Source organism: Porphyromonadaceae bacterium W3.11, assembly GCA_030434245.1.
GTDB lineage: Bacteria > Bacteroidota > Bacteroidia > Bacteroidales > Porphyromonadaceae > Porphyromonas_A.
In genome coordinates, this window is sequence record JAUISX010000003.1 from 234,277 (window position 1) to 253,059 (window position 18,783).

An 18,783-nucleotide genomic window follows, 5' to 3' on the forward strand; every position below is an offset into this window, starting at 1 on the left:
TCATTCATTTCCACAAAGATACCACTAAATATATCAACTTTCAGGGGTTAATACCCTACCACCACCTATTCAATGAAAATAAATCCTAAAATAGGTCAGATTAGCATCTCTATCAGTGTGTAGAGAGTAGCGAAAGTTATGCTGCTTGAGGACTTCTTGTGTAAAAAGCAATCCAATCCCTTGTCCCTGCGGCTTAGTACTAAAGAATGGGCTAAAGAGCTTAGCCTCAACCTCCGGAGGAATCCCGCTACCATTATCCTCAATCTCTAACATCCCTTCGGAGGCCGATGTACGGATATTAATTTGCCCGCCTGACATAGGAATACTCTCAATGGCATTCTTCACAACATTGATAAAGACCTGCTCCATCAAAGGAATATCCATCATCAAGTTAGGAAGATCGTCATCTAAGTTCAACTTTATCTGAATAGGCTTAGCACTTGTAAGGCTCTCTATGATAGGCATCTGATTTCGGATCAAAGCATTCAGATCACTACTCTTCAATACGGCCTTAGGAAGCTTCACTACTGCTGCAAAACGCGACACGAAGTCACTCATGGCATAACAGCGAGACATACAGATGGAGAGAGCATCAGCCAGCTCCTGATAACCTTCTTCACTAAGTTCTGAAGAGGTTGTATCTAAGATAGATGTAATCCCAGCTGTAGAGTTATTAACCTCGTGTGCCAGCATTCTAATCACCTGCTCGTAGGTCTCCTTCTCGGCTCTCCTCACTTCATCTGTCAAACGCTCAATAAGAAAGAAAGAGCGCTTAAACCCGCGATCCACAAAATAAGAGTGAGTACACTTATAGATACTACCATCAGCACGATTGAAGGTGTAAGTACCCCTCGTAGGTACCTCTGTCAAGTCCAGAGTAGCTTTCTTGGCAAAAACATTCAGTGGAATACCTTCGTAGTCATCATCATGCTTATGCAGTAAGATTTTACGTCCAGAGGGGTTTATTTCGGTGATATAATTATCATAGTCTAGGACCACAACACCCATAGGTGAAGCGTTAATCAACAAGTCCAAAAACTCATTTTTCTCCCGAAGCCTGAGACGCTCTTCCTTCAGCTGATCCATGAGGCTATTGAAGAGGTCCACCACTTCATCAGCATCTTTCTGACCGGTTTTCTTCAGTCGGCTGCTGAAGTCTTGACCCTTAAGTAATCCCATCCCATTGGAGATAATCCTCAATGGCTTAATAGCCCTACTATAAAAAAAGAAGAGCAAGACAATCAAGAGCAATATTAGCCCTATGAGGATATAATCAAGATTCATAATCCGTACTTATCCAATCTACGATACAAGGCAGCTCTCGAAAGTCCAAGCGACTTTGCTACCCGACTTAGATTGCCATTATGGAGGGCAATCTGTCTCTGTATCTCCATCTTCTCTATCTCATCTAGGGTCATCGCTTTACCTCCGCTTGTCAGTTGGGCGTCCGTCTCGATGTGTTGCTTCAACTGCTCCACCCCAATCTCATCAGTTGGAGATACTAATATCGACCGCTCTACCAAGTTCTTTAGTTCACGAATGTTTCCCGGAAATGGGTGACTCATAAGGAACTGCATCGCCTCATCAGTGAATGTGACATGCTCACAATTTTCGGAGAGCCCAGCAAAATGCCTTACCAGCAATGGGATATCATCAGGTCTCTCTCTTAGGGCTGGGATATGAAGGTGAATTAAATTGATTCGATAGAAGAGATCTTCCCTAAAGGTCCCATCCTGTACCATCGCTCTCAGATCAGCATTCGTAGCGGAGATAACACGTACATCCACCTTTTTAGGTTTACTATCCCCCAGTACTTCGAAGGTTTGATCTTGGAGCACCCTCAGCAGTTTCACTTGACAAGAAAGGTCTAACTCCCCTATCTCATCTAGGAAAATAGTCCCCTTATCTGCCATCGTGAAGCGTCCTTTTCGATCAGCATACGCATCAGTAAAAGCCCCCTTCTTATGTCCAAACATCTCACTCTCAAATAGGCTTTGAGAGATGCCACCCAAATTAACTTTCACGAAAGGCTCATCCACCCGCTTGCTATGCTCGTGGATAGCCTCCGCGATTAGTTCTTTTCCTGTGCCGCTCTCTCCCGTGATGAGGATAGGTGCAGTCGTCGTCGCCACTCGAGCTACGGTCGCTAGTAACTCCTGCATCGGCTTAGAGCGACCTATGATCTTAGGGAAGTCGGGATGACACTTAATATCGGCATTATTCTGTCGGGTTATTTCTATAGCATTCTCAATAGTCTTAAGTAGCTGTAGGTTATTCCACGGCTTCGTAATGAAGTCGAAAGCACCTAGCTTCATACCTTTTACCGCCAGTTCGATACTGCCCCACGCCGTCATCAGAATCACAGGAACACCAGGGGCATATATACTCATCCGCTGTAATAACTCCAGACCCTCTCTACCTGTAGTGGTCAAAGTAAAATTCATATCCATGATTACCACGGAAGGTTGCTCCTTCTGGACATGAGCCAAGGCTTGGTCAGGCCCTTCGGCACATTGCACGTCATACCCCTTACGCTTTAGCAAAAGCGTAAGAGATGTCCTCACGGTGGCATCGTCATCTACCACCAATATTTTATACCCCTTTTCCATATAGCTACAAATATACTTATATCTTTTCTGCAATCATAGTACTAAAAAAACGTCTGATGACTATCTGAATCATCATATCGGACTATTTAATCACACGTTGCCTAAAGTTACCTTTCTGTCAATTCGTAGGGGAGGTTAGAAAAGATAGATTAAAACTTCATCTAGTCATCATCGCAAGAGGCATAACATGCTGATAAACAGCAATGAATACACGACATTAAATCGCAACCTCGAGTTCATTTTTTAGGCATAAGTAGCAGGTGAAATTTTAGTTATATGAAAGAGAAAGGCTTCCTATAGGAAGGAAAAATTTTTCCTATGAGAAGGAGAACGGTTTCATATAGGAAGAATTTTCGCACCTCCTTGGATGTTTTTTTGTGTCAACACCTTTCATTCTGTCACTCTATAAATAACCACGGATCACACCATATCAACACAATAGTGATGGGCTGATACCTCCTGATACCAGCCCATCACTTCATAATGACCAAAGGACTCTCCTCTCTTACTTATCGATACCTACACGATTAAGGATAAAGGCGAACTCAAAGGCGGTATCCTTAATACCGTCATACCGTCCTGTAGCTCCACCGTGACCACTATCCATATTCATGTGAAGAAGGACAATATTATCATCCGTCTTCAATGAACGTAACTTAGCAATCCACTTTGTTGGCTCATGGAAAAGGACTTGCGAGTCGTTAATACCACCAGTAATTAGCATGTTGGGGTAATCCTGTGCCTTGACATTATCATATGGGGAGTACGAAAGCATATAATCATAGTACTCCTCCTCATTAGGATTTCCCCACTCCTCATATTCACCAGTAGTCAGTGGTAGAGTATCATCTAGCATTGTGCTGACCACATCAACAAAAGGCACCTGTGCCACAATGGTCTGATATAGATCGGGGCGCATATTGGCTACTGCACCCATCAGTAATCCTCCAGCACTACCACCCATTGCTGCCAATTTATTAGCGGAGGTGTACTTCTCATTAATCAACAGCTCGCTACATGCGATAAAGTCCGTGAAGGTATTCTTCTTCTTCAGTAGCTTACCATCCTCATACCACTGCTCACCCATATCACTACCTCCGCGAATCTGTGCTAAGCAATAGACAAACCCTCTATCAATCAAACTAAAGTTGCTGATGCTGAAGTACACATCTGAGCTCACACCATAGCTTCCGTATGAGTAAATGAGTGCTGGATGAGTTCCATCCTTCTTCAATCCCTTCTTATACACCACGGCCATAGGGATCTTAACTCCATCCTTCGCAGTTGCCCACAGACGCTCCACCTCGTAGTCATCAGGATTAAAGCCAGATGGGACCTCCTGCGTCTTCAGCACCACACTCTCTCCATTCGTAATATCATACTCATATAAGGTGGTAGGGCGATTGAGTGAAGTGTATGAATAGCGTATAGTAGTCACATCATACTCAGGGTTACCGCTTAGGGAAGCCGTGTACACAGGCTCTGGGAATGATATTTTCTTACTCTCACCACCATTGATAGGCTTTAATTCAATCTCAGAAAGCCCATTCTTTCGGTACTCAAGAGCGACATAATCCTTTAGAATATCTATCCCCTCTATGCGTACCTCGCTATCGTGAGGCACAAATTCCTTCCAAGTGCTCCTATCCTCATATCCTTGGAGAGGCATCTCATAGATTTTCCCATTGAGGTTCTCTTTGTCCTTATAGCGTACGAAGAACTTATCCTTATGTGCATAAACTGAGTACTCAACGCCCTGCTCACGGGGAATAAAGACCTTAAAGGTATCGTTAGGACGGTCGGCAGAGATTAACTGCTCATCCGAAGTTGTAGAGCTACCGCTATAGATATAGATATACTGATTATTCTTATCACCGCCTACACCAGTAACAAACTTGGGATCCTTCTCCTCATAAACCAACGTAGCTGATGATTCGTCTAGGGCCTGTCGATATATCTTAGATGGTCTTAAGGTGTGATCAATAGTAGCATAGAAGAGAGTCTTACTATCATTAGCCCAAGCTACGGAAGTAGCTCCATCTACAGTAAAGCCCACCTCCTCACGAGATGCTAAATCGACCACCTTAAGTGTAAATTCAGCATAAGAGCCTGTCTCGTTATAGAAGTATGCCACCTTGCTATTATCAGGACTTATATTATATCCACTAAAGATAAAAGCGGGTTTTCCCTCAGCTAGTTGATTGATATCCAACACTACCTCTTCAGGAGCCTCCATGGATCCCTTACGACGTAGATAAGTACGATATTGCTTACCCTTCTCTGAACGACTGTAATAGTAGTAGCCATTTCGATATGATGGATAGCTTTCATCATCCTCCTTCATTCGCCCTAATATCTCATTATAAATGGTCTGCTGAAGTGCCTCTGTTGAGGCCATAACCTCTTGGGTGTAAGCATTCTCAGCTTTGATATAGTCGATAACCTTAGGATTACTCTTATCTTTCATCCAAAAGTAATTATCGATACGATTATGCCCAAACTCTGTCATGGTATCTGGAATAACCTCTGCCAGAGGGGCCGCATGGAAATCTGATTGTTTCAAAATAGTAACTTTTTCATCTTTTGACTTACCTGTATTGCAGGATGCAAAAACAAGTAATGCCACCACAAAGAGTGGCAAATAATAAATTCGTTTCATAAAAATTAGTTCTAGTAGTTTGGTCGTTTTATTTTAGTGTAAAGATAAATACATTTTACCAAATTATTCAAAGGGTAGACTTTTTCTTCATAAATAGCATAAAGTTCTTTAATCTCTTCTACCCATACCGCTGAAATATTGTACCGTTACTTTCAAATTATTCTACCGGTATGCTATTCCTCAAAAATTTCACAGGTATTAATTAATAACTGATATTCATTATACGATGGAGATATTATCCCTAGAAGGGATTACGACTATTGTCATTCATCACAGACGTTCCACACAAGCCTGCCTAAAATCATTCATCGGGCGGACAAAACGTGTGTGTCATATAGTTAAATGGCACAAGAATGACTTAAATCATCATACATTTTTACCATCAGAATACATCTACTACACTCCAATTCTTTCCAATCCTTTGAGAATTGGAAAGAATTGAATACCTTTGAGACATATATTAATTTGAGAAAAAGGTAAAAATGATTGAGGAAGCACCAAAGTTTTCAGATGAAGAGATTATTAAACGTGCACTGGTGAAGGAACCTTTGTTAGAGGACCTAATCACTGCAGCAAACAATAACTATGAGTATTGGGACACCGTGAAGTATAAAAAAACTCCTAATGGATATACTGCTAAGGACTTATGGTTTTCTATAAAAGCATCAAGAATGATGCACGATCAGAAAGTATGGAAAAAATATGGCATCCACTTCAGTCTAACGAATAGGATGCAGGAGTTTTGTCACCAGTTTGATATGAATTTTGGTCCTTCGTTAGATTCTAATTCTTTAATCAAAGAAACTAAAGAAGAAAGATATCTTATCAGCTCATTAATGGAGGAAGCTATCTCATCAAGTCAGATGGAAGGTGCCTCTACCACGAGAAAGGTCGCAAAGGAGATGCTTAGGAAGAAAAGAACTCCCAAAGATAAATCACAACAAATGATTCATAACAATTATCAGACAATACAATATATCGTTGATAATAAAAGTGAACCATTGACTAGTGAAAGGCTGCTCAAGATACATCGTTTAATAACAGATAATACATTGGACGAAAGTGACACCGGGCGATTTCGAGAGGATGACAATGTCGTAGTAGAAAATGGGATAACACATGAAGTCGTGCATACGCCACCATCATATAAAGACATTCCTCAGTTTATCGAAGATCTATGTGATTTCTTTAATAACAAGAACCCTACTTTTTTTATTCATCCAGTCATTAAAGGAATTATTATTCATTTTATGATTGCCTATATGCATCCTTTTGTTGATGGTAATGGGCGAACAGCGAGAGCCATGTTTTATTGGTATATGCTGAAAGAAGAGTATTCGCTAACGGAATACCTCTCTATATCCAGAATTATTTCAAGGCGTAAAAAGAAATACGAAAAAACTTTTCTGTACTCAGAAGCAGACAACTTGGATATTGGGTACTTTATTACCTACAATTTATCAATTATAGAGACTGCTTTTGAAGAATTAAAAAAATACATCGAGAGAAAAATTGAAGAGAAAAATGCAGCCTACGATTTTTTAACCATTGGCAACATCAATGAACGTCAAGCTCAATTATTAAAGATGTATGCAGATGATCCTAAACTCTTGCTTACGGTCAAGGATTTAGAAATAAAATTTTCTATCAGTCCGACAACAGCAAAGTCAGACATAAATGGGTTACTAGACTTAGGGCTCCTGACAGAATTTTCTTTCAATAAAGTAAAAAAGGGCTACCGAAAAAGCGTAGAATTTGACGACATCATCAAAAACAAACTTACTCCCAGTCTCTAATTCTTTCCAATACTTTGAGAATTGGAAAGAATTAGAGAGTATAGTAAAGGACGAGTTAGTATCAACAATAGACTCTGACCAAAGCGAACTAGTGGAGGACTACGACCTAAACGATCTCTAAATTAGAAAAGGTATGCCAGTATCTGATGACCCTGGCATACCATCGACCTAACTGAAGTGGTATGAGCTCCAAATTAGGACTACAAAATAAACAAAGAACTACATTTGAAAATATTTATGTGATTTACTCATGAATCATACGATTGAAGTCCCTCTCTAGGTCACGATCATTTTGGTAATCATAGAGGGTCAGACTACGAATCTGATGGAAGTAATACCAGTATAGGAAAAGCTCATTGATGTACTTCGCACGTGCATTATCCTTTGAGAGTTGGGCATCGGCTAGGTCTAGGGTATTTATCTTCCCTATCAAGAAGCTCTCTACGGAGGTGCTGTATCTCTTCTGGGCGATTTCGTCAGAGGTCTTAGCGATAGCTAATTGCTCCGCTTGGTTATTGTACTTCTCTACGAGTAAGAAGAGGTCTTGATTGAAGTCGATTTGCTCTTTCTTTAACTGAGCTGACATCACCTCTCTATTGGACTCAGCCACTCTTACCTGCCCTTTTCTCTTTCCCCAATCTAGCAGGGGTATCTTAACCCCCACCTGTACCACTTGGTAGTCAATGAGATTTTGATATGCTGGACGGAACTGCAAGTCTTGTCCAGTATAGCCAACTGAAGCATAGAGCGAGATTTGTCTAAGGTTACCTTTCGCTTGTGCCACCTGATAGTCGGCCTCCAGCTGCCTTCGGCGGATGCTATGTAGGAGCGGATTATTGGCGTGTGCTTTATTCAGAACATCATCATAACTGATACTAGGATAGCCCACATCGGAAGGGACATCCACCATCACTTGCTCCTGCTCGTTCATTCCTAAAAAGCTAGTGAGTGCAAACATCGATGCCTTATGCTCAGACTGAGCCGAGGTAAAGCGGCTCTCCGCTTGAAGAGCCGAAAGCTCTAGTTGGAGCAACTCATTCTGTGAGATCTGCCCCATCTCTCGGCGTGCCTTAGCAACCTCGTGGATACGCTGTGCGTTCTTGAGGTTTTGCTCCGCTATCTTGAGGTTCTCTTGCGAGAGAAGCAGCGAGAAGTATAACTGGATGGCACGTAGTGTCACATTCTCTACATCATTGAGATATTGAGCCTGTGCTTCCTTGTACTTCACGGGTTCTATCTTCCGATCCCACTTGATATGATTGACCCCAAAAAGTGGTTGCTCTAGAGTAATCCCAACAGGGACACTGAGGAACTGACGATTTAGGCTCTTCGTCAAGGGGTCAAGATACTGTAAGGACGAACTAAGACGTACTTTACCACCTGTGAGCCATATATTCTGCTCGACAGACATCTCACCTGACAACTGCAGGGAGTTAGTCCGGACAAACTTATAGGAGCCATCCGACTCTTGATAAGGATTGTAGCTCCTTCGGAAGTCGGGTAGAGTGGCTGCAAAACTGACCTCTGGCAGTAGGTTAGCCTTGTAGGTCCTATGGGTCCAATAGGCTTTTTTAAGTTGATTGGATGCTACTTGAGCCTCCACCGAATTTCTATGTGCTCTGCTGATGGCTTCGTCTAGTGAGACCACCTGCTGCCCAAAGGCAGAGGTTGAACTCACTACGACGAGCATCATAGAAAAAAGTATTAATCGCTTCATCTTCATTTTTTATATTATGGTGTCGCAGGCACGAAGTGCCACGCTCACTTATTCTTCCCGCAGTGCTTCAGCAGGTGGGATACGCTTCGTCTTACGGGTCGGTAGCCATACCGCCAAGAGCACTGTGCCAAGCATCGTAAATATTGTAATGACTAACCCTCCAACGTATCTCTTAAGGTCCAATGGAATCAACTCCACGGATGGAATTTCGTAATGGAAGAGAAGCCACATCACGATAGCGGCTAAAAACACCCCTATCACCATCATCATCGTCGCCTCAAGCATAAAGAGCCTCTGGGTACCACTAGGAGTAGAACCATAGGAAATCCTAAGGCCAATCTGACTCCTACGCTTCACTGTACGGTACCAAAAGACCCCCGCAACACCCAATAGGATATTCGCCAGAAGGAATAGGAGTACAAAGAGCTCCGAAAAAGCCTCTAATCTTGCTTGCTCCCACTCCACCTGTTCAGCATCAGGATTGTATTCGATTGACTTAAACCTAAAGTTATTCAGCACCAGTTTTGGAGCCATTTCTTTTTTGAATCGTTCTTTGAATTGAGGAGTACATTCTGGCTTCACTCTTATTCCTACCTCTATAGCAAATACACTATTAATTGATAGGTCCAGAGGTTTGATATTAGTGATGAATACTGGCACGCTGCATTGAAATTTTGATTGTCGAATAGGCTTCACAGCCCCTTGAATGATTTGATCAGGGGTTTTAAACTCTTCATCCTGAAAGAGCGTATCTCCCAATTGAATGCCACGTTCTTGATAATCTTGCGTGATAATCAATTGGCCATTTTCCAAAATCTTTTTCAAATTCTCAATAGAATCACTTACGGGTTCGTATCTATATACCTGAAGAAAATCTGGGGTAATCTTTTTGAATGGGGCGAAATCTTTACTGATGAAGTTTCGAGCAAAAATATTCATCCCCATCATTGATCTGCTGTGGGGTCTCGCAGCGATAGAAAGAGATACGTACTCAACACCTGAAAACTCCTCAATCCTTTTCTTAATTTCTAATAAGTTATCAGCTCTCTGATCTGAAGTTACCCCTTCAATGAATTCTATATGATCAGGCTGTAACTCATCCAACTCCACATTGTATGTATTTGTGATATCATAGCCTTTAGGGCTACTATAGAGGCGGCCCCTACAATAAAGCATATCAGCGATGTACCACAATACGGTAGCAATAATAAAGAGCTCAATGACGATAATTGCATTTTGCTTACGCTCTTTCCAAACTATCTTAAATATATGCTTAATCATCTGGTACTATTCATCATAAAGGTTTTGTATTATATTACTCCTTGCATACCTGATAGCAGGAACAATGGCAGAAATTAAGTTAAGAAGCAAGCAGAAGAGGATTGCTAAAATCAAAACTCTTGGCTGCAAAAGATTCCAGAGGGAAATATTTAGCTCTCCAAAATTGTATCCTTTGAATAATATCTTGCTAAGCCCGAATACCCCCCATATAGACAATAGGAAGCCAAAGATTGAGCCAATAATCGTAAAGAGCAAACTCTCCCAAATAACTTGCCATAAAATATTATGGGTGGTAGCTCCATAAGCTCTCCTTACCCCGATCTCATGGGCACGCCGATTCATTCTCGAATTGGTCATCAAGCTTAGATTTATAGCTGGAACAACCAAAAACAAAAGAAGTAGAGCAAAAATTCTGCGATACATTGCTTTTGTTTTTGGCTCTTGATCGCTCCTTCTTAATTTTGATTCCCGATATGTATCAGGCTGTGAATATATATTCACTTCTGTATTAGGAGTATGTGATAAAAATTCATCAAGTTTTTCTTTGACTTCATTACGGATATCTTTGAAGTTACGTTTACTTTTTGCTAATAATATCACACTAAATCCTCCAGATATCTCATCTCGATCTTCTTGTGAAATAAGTGAAGTTGAAGTATGTGGAATCCACATCGAGGCTTGTGCATAAGTGGCTAGGCTTGAAGGTGTCTCTACTACTCCGCAGACTTCAAATTCCTCTCCTTTATGAATGTAAAACCTACGCCCCAACACATCTGCTGATCCAAAGAGTTTCAAAGCAAATGCTTTAGACAACACAGCTTTCTTTGCCATAGACTCCACATCACTATTGGTAAATGCAGACCCTGTTAAGAATCTAAATTCAAAGCACTTCCAATATTCTGAATTACACAAAAAAGCTAAAACATCGAGTGCCTCGTCCGAATCAGTAAGTTTAGCTTCACTATATTCGTATTGAAAGAATCCAATGGCTTCAGGTGTTTTCATTGGAACAAAAACTTTAGAAATCAATTGGTATCCCAATGGTCCAGTGTTTGTATTAGTTGTGGTTATAGTCTTAGTGGACCCATCTTGATCAGGCTCCGAAGTACTTTGTGTCGTGGTCTTAACCGATGCTCTTTTTATGATTAGCATACGGTCTCTTTTGGTTTCGGGTGGTAGGTGCCCATACTTCACATTTTCTGTCATCACCTGCACCATGATCATGCAGATGGAGAGGGCTGTACCGAGTATCGTGATGATACTCAGCACAGGATTCTCCCGCAGGATCCGCCACGCTTGTTTAAAGTATTGCTTTATCATATCCTTGTTTTTATTCTTCTCTAAGTGCTACTGCAGGTGGTATTCGCTTGGTCTTGCGGGTAGGCATCCACACCGCCAAGAGCACTGCAATGTACATGATGATGGCCGTAATAATAAGGCCTCCAAAATAGCGACGAATATCCAGAGGGATAATATTTACAGATGGTATCTCCTGCACAAATGCTACAATCATGAGGAGGGCAGCTAATACCATGGCGATGCTCTGAATCAGTACTCCCTCAAGCAGGAAAACCCCTTGTGCTCCTCTTGGGCTGGACCCAAATGAGATACGCAATCCGATCTGGCTCCTACGGTACACGGTTCGGTACCAGAATACTCCAGCCACCCCCAATAGGATATTTGCCACTAGGAATAGGAGCATTAACCCTTCGGAGAGAAATTGATTTTTCATATTCTTTTCTTCCCACTCAAATTGGTCGGGATTGTAGAGAATATGCTGAAATCTGAAGTTTCCAATCTCCATCATCGGAGCCATTTCTTTTTCAAATCGCTCCGCAAAGCCCTCCATTGCTTCGGGGCGTACCCGAATACTGAATTCTAACCCGCTTAACCAACTCTGTACATAACCCCCTAAATCACCGTCTGGCACTTTCTTAACCAACACACCCATCCAAGCTGTTTGGTACTTAGAATATCGCACGGGTTTGATGAGTCCCTTTACTACTCCTATGCGATATTCTCGTTTACTATCGTAGTATAAGGTGTCGCCCAGTATGGTGTTATTATTCTTTTTTGCCAGCTCCTCAAATTCAGTACTCACCAATATATTATCTTCCTCGAGAGCTTTCACCATCTCATCTCTGGTCATCGAAATAGGCTCATACCTATACACGTTCACGAAACTTGGTGATACGTACTTTAATAGATAATTAACTGTCTCTTCAAATCTATAGGAATGGGCTGAAGGAGTGATATTACCCGGTGAGCCTGGTCGGGAAGCTAAGGAGATAGACGCTGCTTCAACCCCTGGGAAATTCTGAATTCGCCCATATATTTCCTTAACCGCCTCTACCTTCTTATCCGCATCAAAATCCTCTTGATAGTTAGGAGATATCAATGGTAGCTCCTTCAACTGCACCAAAAAGGTATTCTCAATATCAAAGCCTGTAGGGCTCAGGTAGTTCCTTGTGCGGCAATACATCTGATCCACTACACTCCAGAGGATGAGAGAGATCACGGTGAGCTCCAGAAGAATCACGATATTGTGCTTGCGTTCGTTCCAAAGAATCTTAAAAATATGCTTAATCATAACTCTTACCCTCCTTACTTCAGATTATTTACAATATTGCTTCTCGAAAACTTAACTGCTGGAATAATTGCCGATACCAAATTGAGTAGCAGGCAAAAGCCTATGGCGTAAAGAAAGACCCTTGGTTGCAGATAATTCCAAACGGACAAATTTAGTGAAGCAACATTCAATCCATTAAATAAGATTTCAGACAAACCAAACATTCCCCCTAAAGAGAGGAAAAAGCCCAGCACAGCCCCGATAATCGTAAAGAGCAGGCTCTCCCATATCACTTGTTGGAAAACTTGTGCGTTTCTTGCTCCATACGCTCTTCGCACTCCCAACTCATGGCGTCGCTGTAGCATCCTCGAAGAAGTCATCAATGCCAAGTTGATGGCAGGAATAAGCAGATAGAGGGCGTAATCCTTGAGTTTTCTGGTTCGCACCGCCTTCATATCTGGTACAGTATTATCAGAGAATCTATAATAGGAGACATAAAAGGTATCTGGCTGTCCCATGAAAGTAACATCCCAAGTCGGGTCATTGGCATTTCTGGCATCTACCTTTTCATTAAATTCCTCAATGATTTTCTTAAAGTCCTTAGGATTCTTTGCCAAAAGTATTGAACGGAATCCGCCTGGATAGCTCATCCCGTCATCTTGCAAATGTGCAGTATAGGGAATCCAGAGATTACTATTGGCGTGATGAGCCAAAGAGCTCATGGTCTTTACGACCCCACAGATGATATACTCTACATCATCAAGTAAGATACTCTTACCCACAACATCTGCAGTTTCGAAGATTTCTTTGGCCCATTTATCTCTGATCACCACCTTCTTGCTTCCCGCTTTCACATCCGCTTCTGTAAAAGGAGAGCCAAAGAGAAATTCATGCTCAAAGCAATCCCAATAATCCTCATTGGTCATTTTGCAGAATAAATCCTTCCCTTCGATCACTCCTGGTTTTCTTGCTGAGAAATTACCTGTGGAGTAGAATGCAGTCTTTTCGGGAGTCTGAAGTGGTAAAATGAGTTCATTGATGAGCTTTAGTCCCAACATGCTATAATTCGCATTACCTCCCTTCTTCTCCCCCATCCTGACACTCCTTACGGAGAGCATGCGATCACGTTTGGTCTCGGGGGCGAGGTTGCCAAACTTGACCTCATCCGCCATCACGCGCATCATGATCATACAGATGGAGAGGGCTGTACCGAGTATCGTGATGATACTCAGCACAGGATTCTCCCGCAGGATCCGCCACGCTTGTTTGAAATATTGCTTAATCATAACTTCAATCGCTCTATGATTAAGATATCTGTCGGCCGTCTAAGAAGCGTACAGTTCTCTGTGTTTCAGCAGCCTTGTCTTCGTCGTGTGTAACCATGACGATGGTCCGTCCATCCTCTTGATTGAGCTGGTGAAGCAATTGCATAATCTCAGCACCCATCGTTGAGTCTAGATTACCAGTAGGCTCGTCCGCAAGGATGATAGATGGATTACCAATTACTGCTCTAGCGATAGCTACTCTCTGGCACTGTCCTCCTGATAGCTGAGCTGGGAAGTGCTTCATACGATGAGATAGCCCCACGCGCTCTAGTACTTCCTTAGCCAGTTTGCGACGCTCGCTCTCACCCACCTTGCGGTACAGCAATGGAAGCTCTACATTATCCAGTACGTTAAGTGAATTGATGAGGTGGAAGCTCTGGAAGACAAAGCCCAGATTTTCATTTCTAAAGCGAGCCAATTCCTTATCCTTCATCCCATTGGTATCAAGTCCATCAATGAGTATTTGACCCTTGGTGGGCTGATCTAATAGCCCCATCACATTTAGGAGGGTGGACTTTCCACAACCAGAAGGTCCCATCACAGACATAAATTCACCCTCCATGACCTCTAGATTTACGTTTTCTAGTGCTACAGTTTCAATCTCTTCAGTACGGTAAATCTTATACACCTCCTGTAGTTCAATCATCTTTTTCATAATCATGTACTTTTATATTGTTTATAATCTTATATGTTTACTCATCTCTTAGTGCCTCTACAGGATTAACTCTTGCAGCTCTCCTCGCAGGTATCCAAGCACTCACGCCCACGATTACAGCCATCAATATATAGGTTATAACTACCGTTATTAGTCCCCTCAGCCATACCTTTTCTATTATATAATGTCCATTATCTATGTTCGAAAGACCTATTACCTCAATAATATCCAGATGAAGAATAACTGCTATAACCACCATCGCAGGGATAGCTGCAAGAGTGAGCAGTAGGATCGCCTCCGTGACAAACTGACGTAGCACCTCTTTCCGAGAACTACCCATTGACATCCGCACGCCTATCTCATTACGTCTCGCTTGATTTCTAAACCAAAATGTACCTATCACCCCAAGGGCGGTACTCAAGACAAAGAATAGCATCATAATCATTCTTAACTGTACCTCCATCGTAGTGCCATTTATCATCTCTAGCGTCTTTTTAACGTTATGATAACTAAGAATACTATAGGAGACATCTTCTCTAAATTTATCTATTGAGAAGTGATCATTGACTCGTAATGACAGCTCAGGCATCGTTACAGACTCCTCTTTGGCTGAAATAAAAAAGGTTGGTGTATATGTTTCATAGTCATACTTCTTCTGATTCCCTACCACATCGGTAACTATGTAAATATCATCCTGCCCCATATAGACAGCTTTACCTATGGGATCTTCATCGGCGAATAAACCTTTAGCCAAGTCCTCACTTAAAACAATTGATGATGAGTTGGAGAAATCAAGAGCTCCGGTCCTATCAGAATGTGTCACCGATCGAATCTCAAAAATAGAAAAATAATCGGGGGAGGTAACTCTCTTTATTTCAGCGCTCATAGAAATAGCATCACTATTTGTATCTCTCTTTAGTACTCTGGAAGAATATGAGGAGCTAAAGGGAGTCGTTCCTTCAAATTTATTAGATAGTGTGACCTTCTCAACTCCAGGATACTGCTTTACCTTTCGCACAAATTTTTCGAATTCGTCTTTTTTCTCCTCACTATTTATGTCATCATGATAGACTCTGTAAGTATTTTCAATATTGAACCCTCTCGGCAACAAACGATTATGGACCATCATAAAACTATAGTCAACAACATACCAAAAGAGGATAAATACAATAAGTAGCTCTAAATAAATCCAGCCGTTCTCGCCACGCTGTTTCCATATTTGCTTTAACACCTGCTTAATCATAATCTTCTACTTATTAATGTTTATGTTCTGAAAGTGAATCCACTATATTTCTCTTAGCGTATCTGTACGATGGGATTAAGGTAGAGAGCATATTGATAACGAAAACCGCAACCAATGCGACTAAGAACACCTCAAGATTCAGCATCATTCCAGATGTAATCCCTGCATTGTCGCTAAACGTACTATATACATCTGAGCTACTCACCATAATGAGAGGAGAGACCAACGTTGTAGAGATATACTGAAGTAAAAAATATGATATTATAAAACCGAGTAACCCTCCTAATACTGTCAATAGTAAGTTCTCAGTAATCAACTGCACCGTTAGCTGTCCTCGTGTTCCGCCAAAGGCCTTACGTACTCCAAACTCAGATGCCCTCTTCTCCATACGACTACTATTTAGTCCAGAAAGATTTAATAGTGGCACTAATGCAAATATCAACAGCATTATGGCAAATGTCCATTTAACCTTATTTATATTTAAAGCATAATTACCTATACGAAAAGCAGTAGTAAATGCGTCATCTGGCTGACCTTTTAAGTCAATATTATAGGACAGCCCTTCTTCATACCTCCGAAGATTATCCTCCACCTCCTTGCGTACTTCAGCAAAATGAGCAGCAGATGGTGCTACTACAATGACATTATAAAAACCCAATATACCCTCTCGGTCAAAAGGATCCTCATATTTTCCATTCGTCGTATATGGTACCCATGCATTAGCAAAAGTATCATTCAATAGGTAGGATCTATTTCTAACAACCCCTGTCACCTTGTATAGCTCACCATTAAGTATAAGTGACTCACCAATAGCTGAAGCACCATTGAAAAGCCTACGACTAGTCATTTCATCAATTACAATCTTCTTGTCTCCAGCAGAAAAAACGGCATCATCATAAGGGACACCTTCGATAAAATCAAAGCGAAAAGCCTTCCAATAGTTTGCATCAGTAAACTTTATGACCAAGGGTCTTTTCTTTGTATCGCCTACCCTCGAAACAGTATAATCTTCTCCAAAAGGGACAAGATAAGCCGTAACCACCTCAGCTGACTGCAATGGATAAAAAATCTCTCTAACAGTCTGAAGTGAAGAGAATGCTGATGAAGTCCCCTTATCAGCTCCGTCTTTCGAAATAATAGTTACACCCTGTGTATATAGTGATCTAGAGCGATTGACTTCTGGTTCTATATTTCCACACTTTATGTGGATAAATACGGATATAGCCATCACCATACAGATAGCTAATGCTGTACCTATGATATAGATGGTGCTATAGAGCTTATTCTCCTTCAGCAACCACCACGCTTGCTTGAAATACTTCTTAATCATAATTTTTTCTTGACCATTATATACATTTATTGTTCTTTATTAAAAGGCTGTACCATGGGTAAGAGACAACGCTCTGAAGGCGAAAAAAGCACTTTTAGTATGAAACCTAACTCGAATGCCCAAGGGTACGCCATAGGTTACCATCATGTACCCCTCTCCTATTACTTGCTAATCTTCAGTTTACTACGGTTTTTAAAGGAACTCATATCGGAGACAACGACCAGATCACCCTCTTTTAGTCCTGATACCACCTCTACATACTTATGGTTGGAGTCCCCTAGCTGCACCTCCCGCTTGAACAACTCCTCTCCATTTTTCACAAAAAGCTCATACTTCCCAGGCCCACTATAGTACGAGCCCTTATCTATCATCATCACATCCTCCTGAATAGCAGTCATCACATAGACATCAGTCTTTAATCCAGAACGAAGTTTCTCATGGTCATCCTCCTCTAACTGAACCGTAAACTGAATGACACCACCCTTAGATAATGGAGTGATATTGGAGACCACCCCCTTCAGTTCATCCCGACCTATTCGCACCAATGTACGAGCACCCGGATAGAGTCTATCTGCATAACTATCCGCTATCTGCCCCTCTACCCTGAAGTGAGATAGATCGGATATTATCGCCACTTGTGAACCCTGTGCGGCCTGTGACCCAATCTCATTACTGACAAAGGTCAGGACACCAGCTCGCGGAGCACGAATAGCCGCATCCTCCAGCGTACGTCTCACCTCCGATAATGTCTTTTGGAAGATTGCGAGGTCTAGCTCCTGTACCTTAATCTCCGCATCCGCTACAGCACGGTCGTTGTGATACTTCTTCGTCGCCTGTTCCTGCTCTAGCTGAGCCACATTGTACTTAAGCTCCGTCTCACGTACCTTATCCGTAGTCCCGGCACCGATACTATCCAGATAACGCTCATTACGTACCTCCACCTTCATCTTATCCAGCTGTAGTTCATTGACCTCTAGCTGCATCTTACTGTCGCTCAATTGGCTCTCACTCTTGATCCTAAGTTGCTCCAACTTATATTGACGCATCTGCAGCTCATCCAACTTCTTATTATAATCCGTCTGAATACTCTGCAAGTCCAGCTTAAGGATAGGAGTCCCCACCTCCACTGTATCACCCGGACGCTTTAGCACCTCCTCTATACGGCTATTGATAGGAGCAATCACAATCTCCTCAAAACTAGGCTTCACCTGCCCCGAGGCACTCACCGACACCTCTATAGTCCCCCTTATAACGGTCGAGATCTTCAAATTCATAGCCGAAATTGAAGGCCGAAGAAATATCAATATAACCGCTAATAAACCAATGCCTACCAATGCTATGGCACCAAACTTAATTAGCTTCTTGTTTTTCTCCTTGCGAAGCACCTCTTTAGGTATATTTCTATCCATTATGATAACGATACTTAATAGTAAATCTTTTTCTTACGTCATTAAAAGGGCAAGCTCTGTGCCAAAACATATAACTACCTGATAATCAGCAGGTGTAAAAAGTAAAGTGTTCATTTCCGAACAGTTTACTGTCCGCTAGCGAACACTTTTAGCGGACACATTACTTACTTTTAGGATTTTCAGAAGAAGA

The 18,783-nt window shown here is 41.7% G+C and carries 13 protein-coding genes; 1 reads left to right on the top strand and 12 read right to left on the bottom strand.

The genetic code is table 11. The annotated features are described in order from the left end of the window. Window positions 1-69: 69 nt before the first annotated feature. The 3 genes from QYZ87_05975 to QYZ87_05985 form a co-directional block, all read right to left on the bottom strand. The gene (locus QYZ87_05975; protein ID MDN4754074.1) at window positions 70-1,284 is read right to left on the bottom strand and encodes an ATP-binding protein; all 1,215 of its coding nucleotides are present in this window, start codon (window positions 1,282-1,284) and stop codon (window positions 70-72) included. Next, the gene (locus tag QYZ87_05980) at window positions 1,281-2,609 is read right to left on the bottom strand and encodes a sigma-54 dependent transcriptional regulator (GenBank protein ID MDN4754075.1); all 1,329 of its coding nucleotides are present in this window, start codon (window positions 2,607-2,609) and stop codon (window positions 1,281-1,283) included. Before QYZ87_05980 ends, QYZ87_05975 begins: the two co-directional genes overlap by 4 nt. Before the next feature lie 505 nt (window positions 2,610-3,114). Further along, window positions 3,115-5,268 carry a S9 family peptidase gene (locus QYZ87_05985; GenBank protein ID MDN4754076.1) on the bottom strand — a complete coding sequence of 718 codons (2,154 nt, stop codon included), beginning with the start codon at window positions 5,266-5,268 and terminating at the stop codon, window positions 3,115-3,117. 482 nt (window positions 5,269-5,750) lie between these two features. On the opposite strand from QYZ87_05985, the gene QYZ87_05990 reads away from it, so the two are divergent. Beyond that, window positions 5,751-7,064, top strand: coding sequence for a Fic family protein (locus tag QYZ87_05990; GenBank protein ID MDN4754077.1), 1,314 nt, complete (start codon window positions 5,751-5,753; stop codon window positions 7,062-7,064). Between the two features lie 244 nt (window positions 7,065-7,308). On the opposite strand, the gene QYZ87_05995 is transcribed toward QYZ87_05990, so the two are convergent. The 9 genes from QYZ87_05995 to QYZ87_06035 form a co-directional block, all read right to left on the bottom strand. Next, window positions 7,309-8,787 carry a TolC family protein gene (locus QYZ87_05995; GenBank protein ID MDN4754078.1) on the bottom strand — a complete coding sequence of 493 codons (1,479 nt, stop codon included), beginning with the start codon at window positions 8,785-8,787 and terminating at the stop codon, window positions 7,309-7,311. 42 nt (window positions 8,788-8,829) lie between these two features. After that, window positions 8,830-10,062, bottom strand: a complete 1,233-nt coding sequence (locus QYZ87_06000; protein MDN4754079.1) for a hypothetical protein — start codon at window positions 10,060-10,062, stop codon at window positions 8,830-8,832. A gap of 6 nt (window positions 10,063-10,068) precedes the next feature. After that, on the bottom strand, window positions 10,069-11,382 hold the full coding sequence (locus QYZ87_06005) for an ABC transporter permease (GenBank protein MDN4754080.1): 1,314 nt from the start codon (window positions 11,380-11,382) through the stop codon (window positions 10,069-10,071). A 10-nt stretch (window positions 11,383-11,392) separates the two neighbouring features. After that, on the bottom strand, window positions 11,393-12,652 hold the full coding sequence (locus QYZ87_06010) for a hypothetical protein (protein ID MDN4754081.1): 1,260 nt from the start codon (window positions 12,650-12,652) through the stop codon (window positions 11,393-11,395). Window positions 12,653-12,666: 14 nt separating this feature from the next. After that, a complete protein-coding gene (locus tag QYZ87_06015) occupies window positions 12,667-13,917 on the bottom strand; it encodes an FtsX-like permease family protein (GenBank protein MDN4754082.1) in 1,251 nt (416 codons plus the stop codon). A gap of 19 nt (window positions 13,918-13,936) precedes the next feature. Then, window positions 13,937-14,602 (bottom strand): ABC transporter ATP-binding protein, encoded by a 666-nt coding sequence (locus QYZ87_06020; GenBank protein ID MDN4754083.1) that lies wholly within the window; start codon window positions 14,600-14,602, stop codon window positions 13,937-13,939. A gap of 46 nt (window positions 14,603-14,648) precedes the next feature. After that, window positions 14,649-15,854, bottom strand: a complete 1,206-nt coding sequence (locus tag QYZ87_06025; GenBank protein ID MDN4754084.1) for an FtsX-like permease family protein — start codon at window positions 15,852-15,854, stop codon at window positions 14,649-14,651. 13 nt (window positions 15,855-15,867) lie between these two features. After that, window positions 15,868-17,184 carry an ABC transporter permease gene (locus QYZ87_06030; protein MDN4754085.1) on the bottom strand — a complete coding sequence of 439 codons (1,317 nt, stop codon included), beginning with the start codon at window positions 17,182-17,184 and terminating at the stop codon, window positions 15,868-15,870. 161 nt (window positions 17,185-17,345) lie between these two features. After that, complete coding sequence (locus tag QYZ87_06035) at window positions 17,346-18,593, bottom strand: HlyD family efflux transporter periplasmic adaptor subunit (protein ID MDN4754086.1); 1,248 nt, start codon at window positions 18,591-18,593, stop codon at window positions 17,346-17,348. Window positions 18,594-18,783: the final 190 nt, after the last annotated feature.

Coding starts and splice junctions, on each gene's coding strand:
- QYZ87_06000 (MDN4754079.1), bottom strand. CDS start 10,062: ATGATTAAGCATATATTTAAGATAGTTTGGAAAGAGCGTAAGCAAAAT.
- QYZ87_06030 (MDN4754085.1), bottom strand. CDS start 17,184: ATGATTAAGAAGTATTTCAAGCAAGCGTGGTGGTTGCTGAAGGAGAAT.
- QYZ87_05975 (MDN4754074.1), bottom strand. CDS start 1,284: ATGAATCTTGATTATATCCTCATAGGGCTAATATTGCTCTTGATTGTC.
- QYZ87_06035 (MDN4754086.1), bottom strand. CDS start 18,593: ATGGATAGAAATATACCTAAAGAGGTGCTTCGCAAGGAGAAAAACAAG.
- QYZ87_05990 (MDN4754077.1), top strand. CDS start 5,751: ATGATTGAGGAAGCACCAAAGTTTTCAGATGAAGAGATTATTAAACGT.
- QYZ87_06010 (MDN4754081.1), bottom strand. CDS start 12,652: ATGATTAAGCATATTTTTAAGATTCTTTGGAACGAACGCAAGCACAAT.
- QYZ87_05985 (MDN4754076.1), bottom strand. CDS start 5,268: ATGAAACGAATTTATTATTTGCCACTCTTTGTGGTGGCATTACTTGTT.
- QYZ87_06015 (MDN4754082.1), bottom strand. CDS start 13,917: ATGATTAAGCAATATTTCAAACAAGCGTGGCGGATCCTGCGGGAGAAT.
- QYZ87_06005 (MDN4754080.1), bottom strand. CDS start 11,382: ATGATAAAGCAATACTTTAAACAAGCGTGGCGGATCCTGCGGGAGAAT.
- QYZ87_06025 (MDN4754084.1), bottom strand. CDS start 15,854: ATGATTAAGCAGGTGTTAAAGCAAATATGGAAACAGCGTGGCGAGAAC.
- QYZ87_05995 (MDN4754078.1), bottom strand. CDS start 8,787: ATGAAGATGAAGCGATTAATACTTTTTTCTATGATGCTCGTCGTAGTG.
- QYZ87_05980 (MDN4754075.1), bottom strand. CDS start 2,609: ATGGAAAAGGGGTATAAAATATTGGTGGTAGATGACGATGCCACCGTG.
- QYZ87_06020 (MDN4754083.1), bottom strand. CDS start 14,602: ATGATTGAACTACAGGAGGTGTATAAGATTTACCGTACTGAAGAGATT.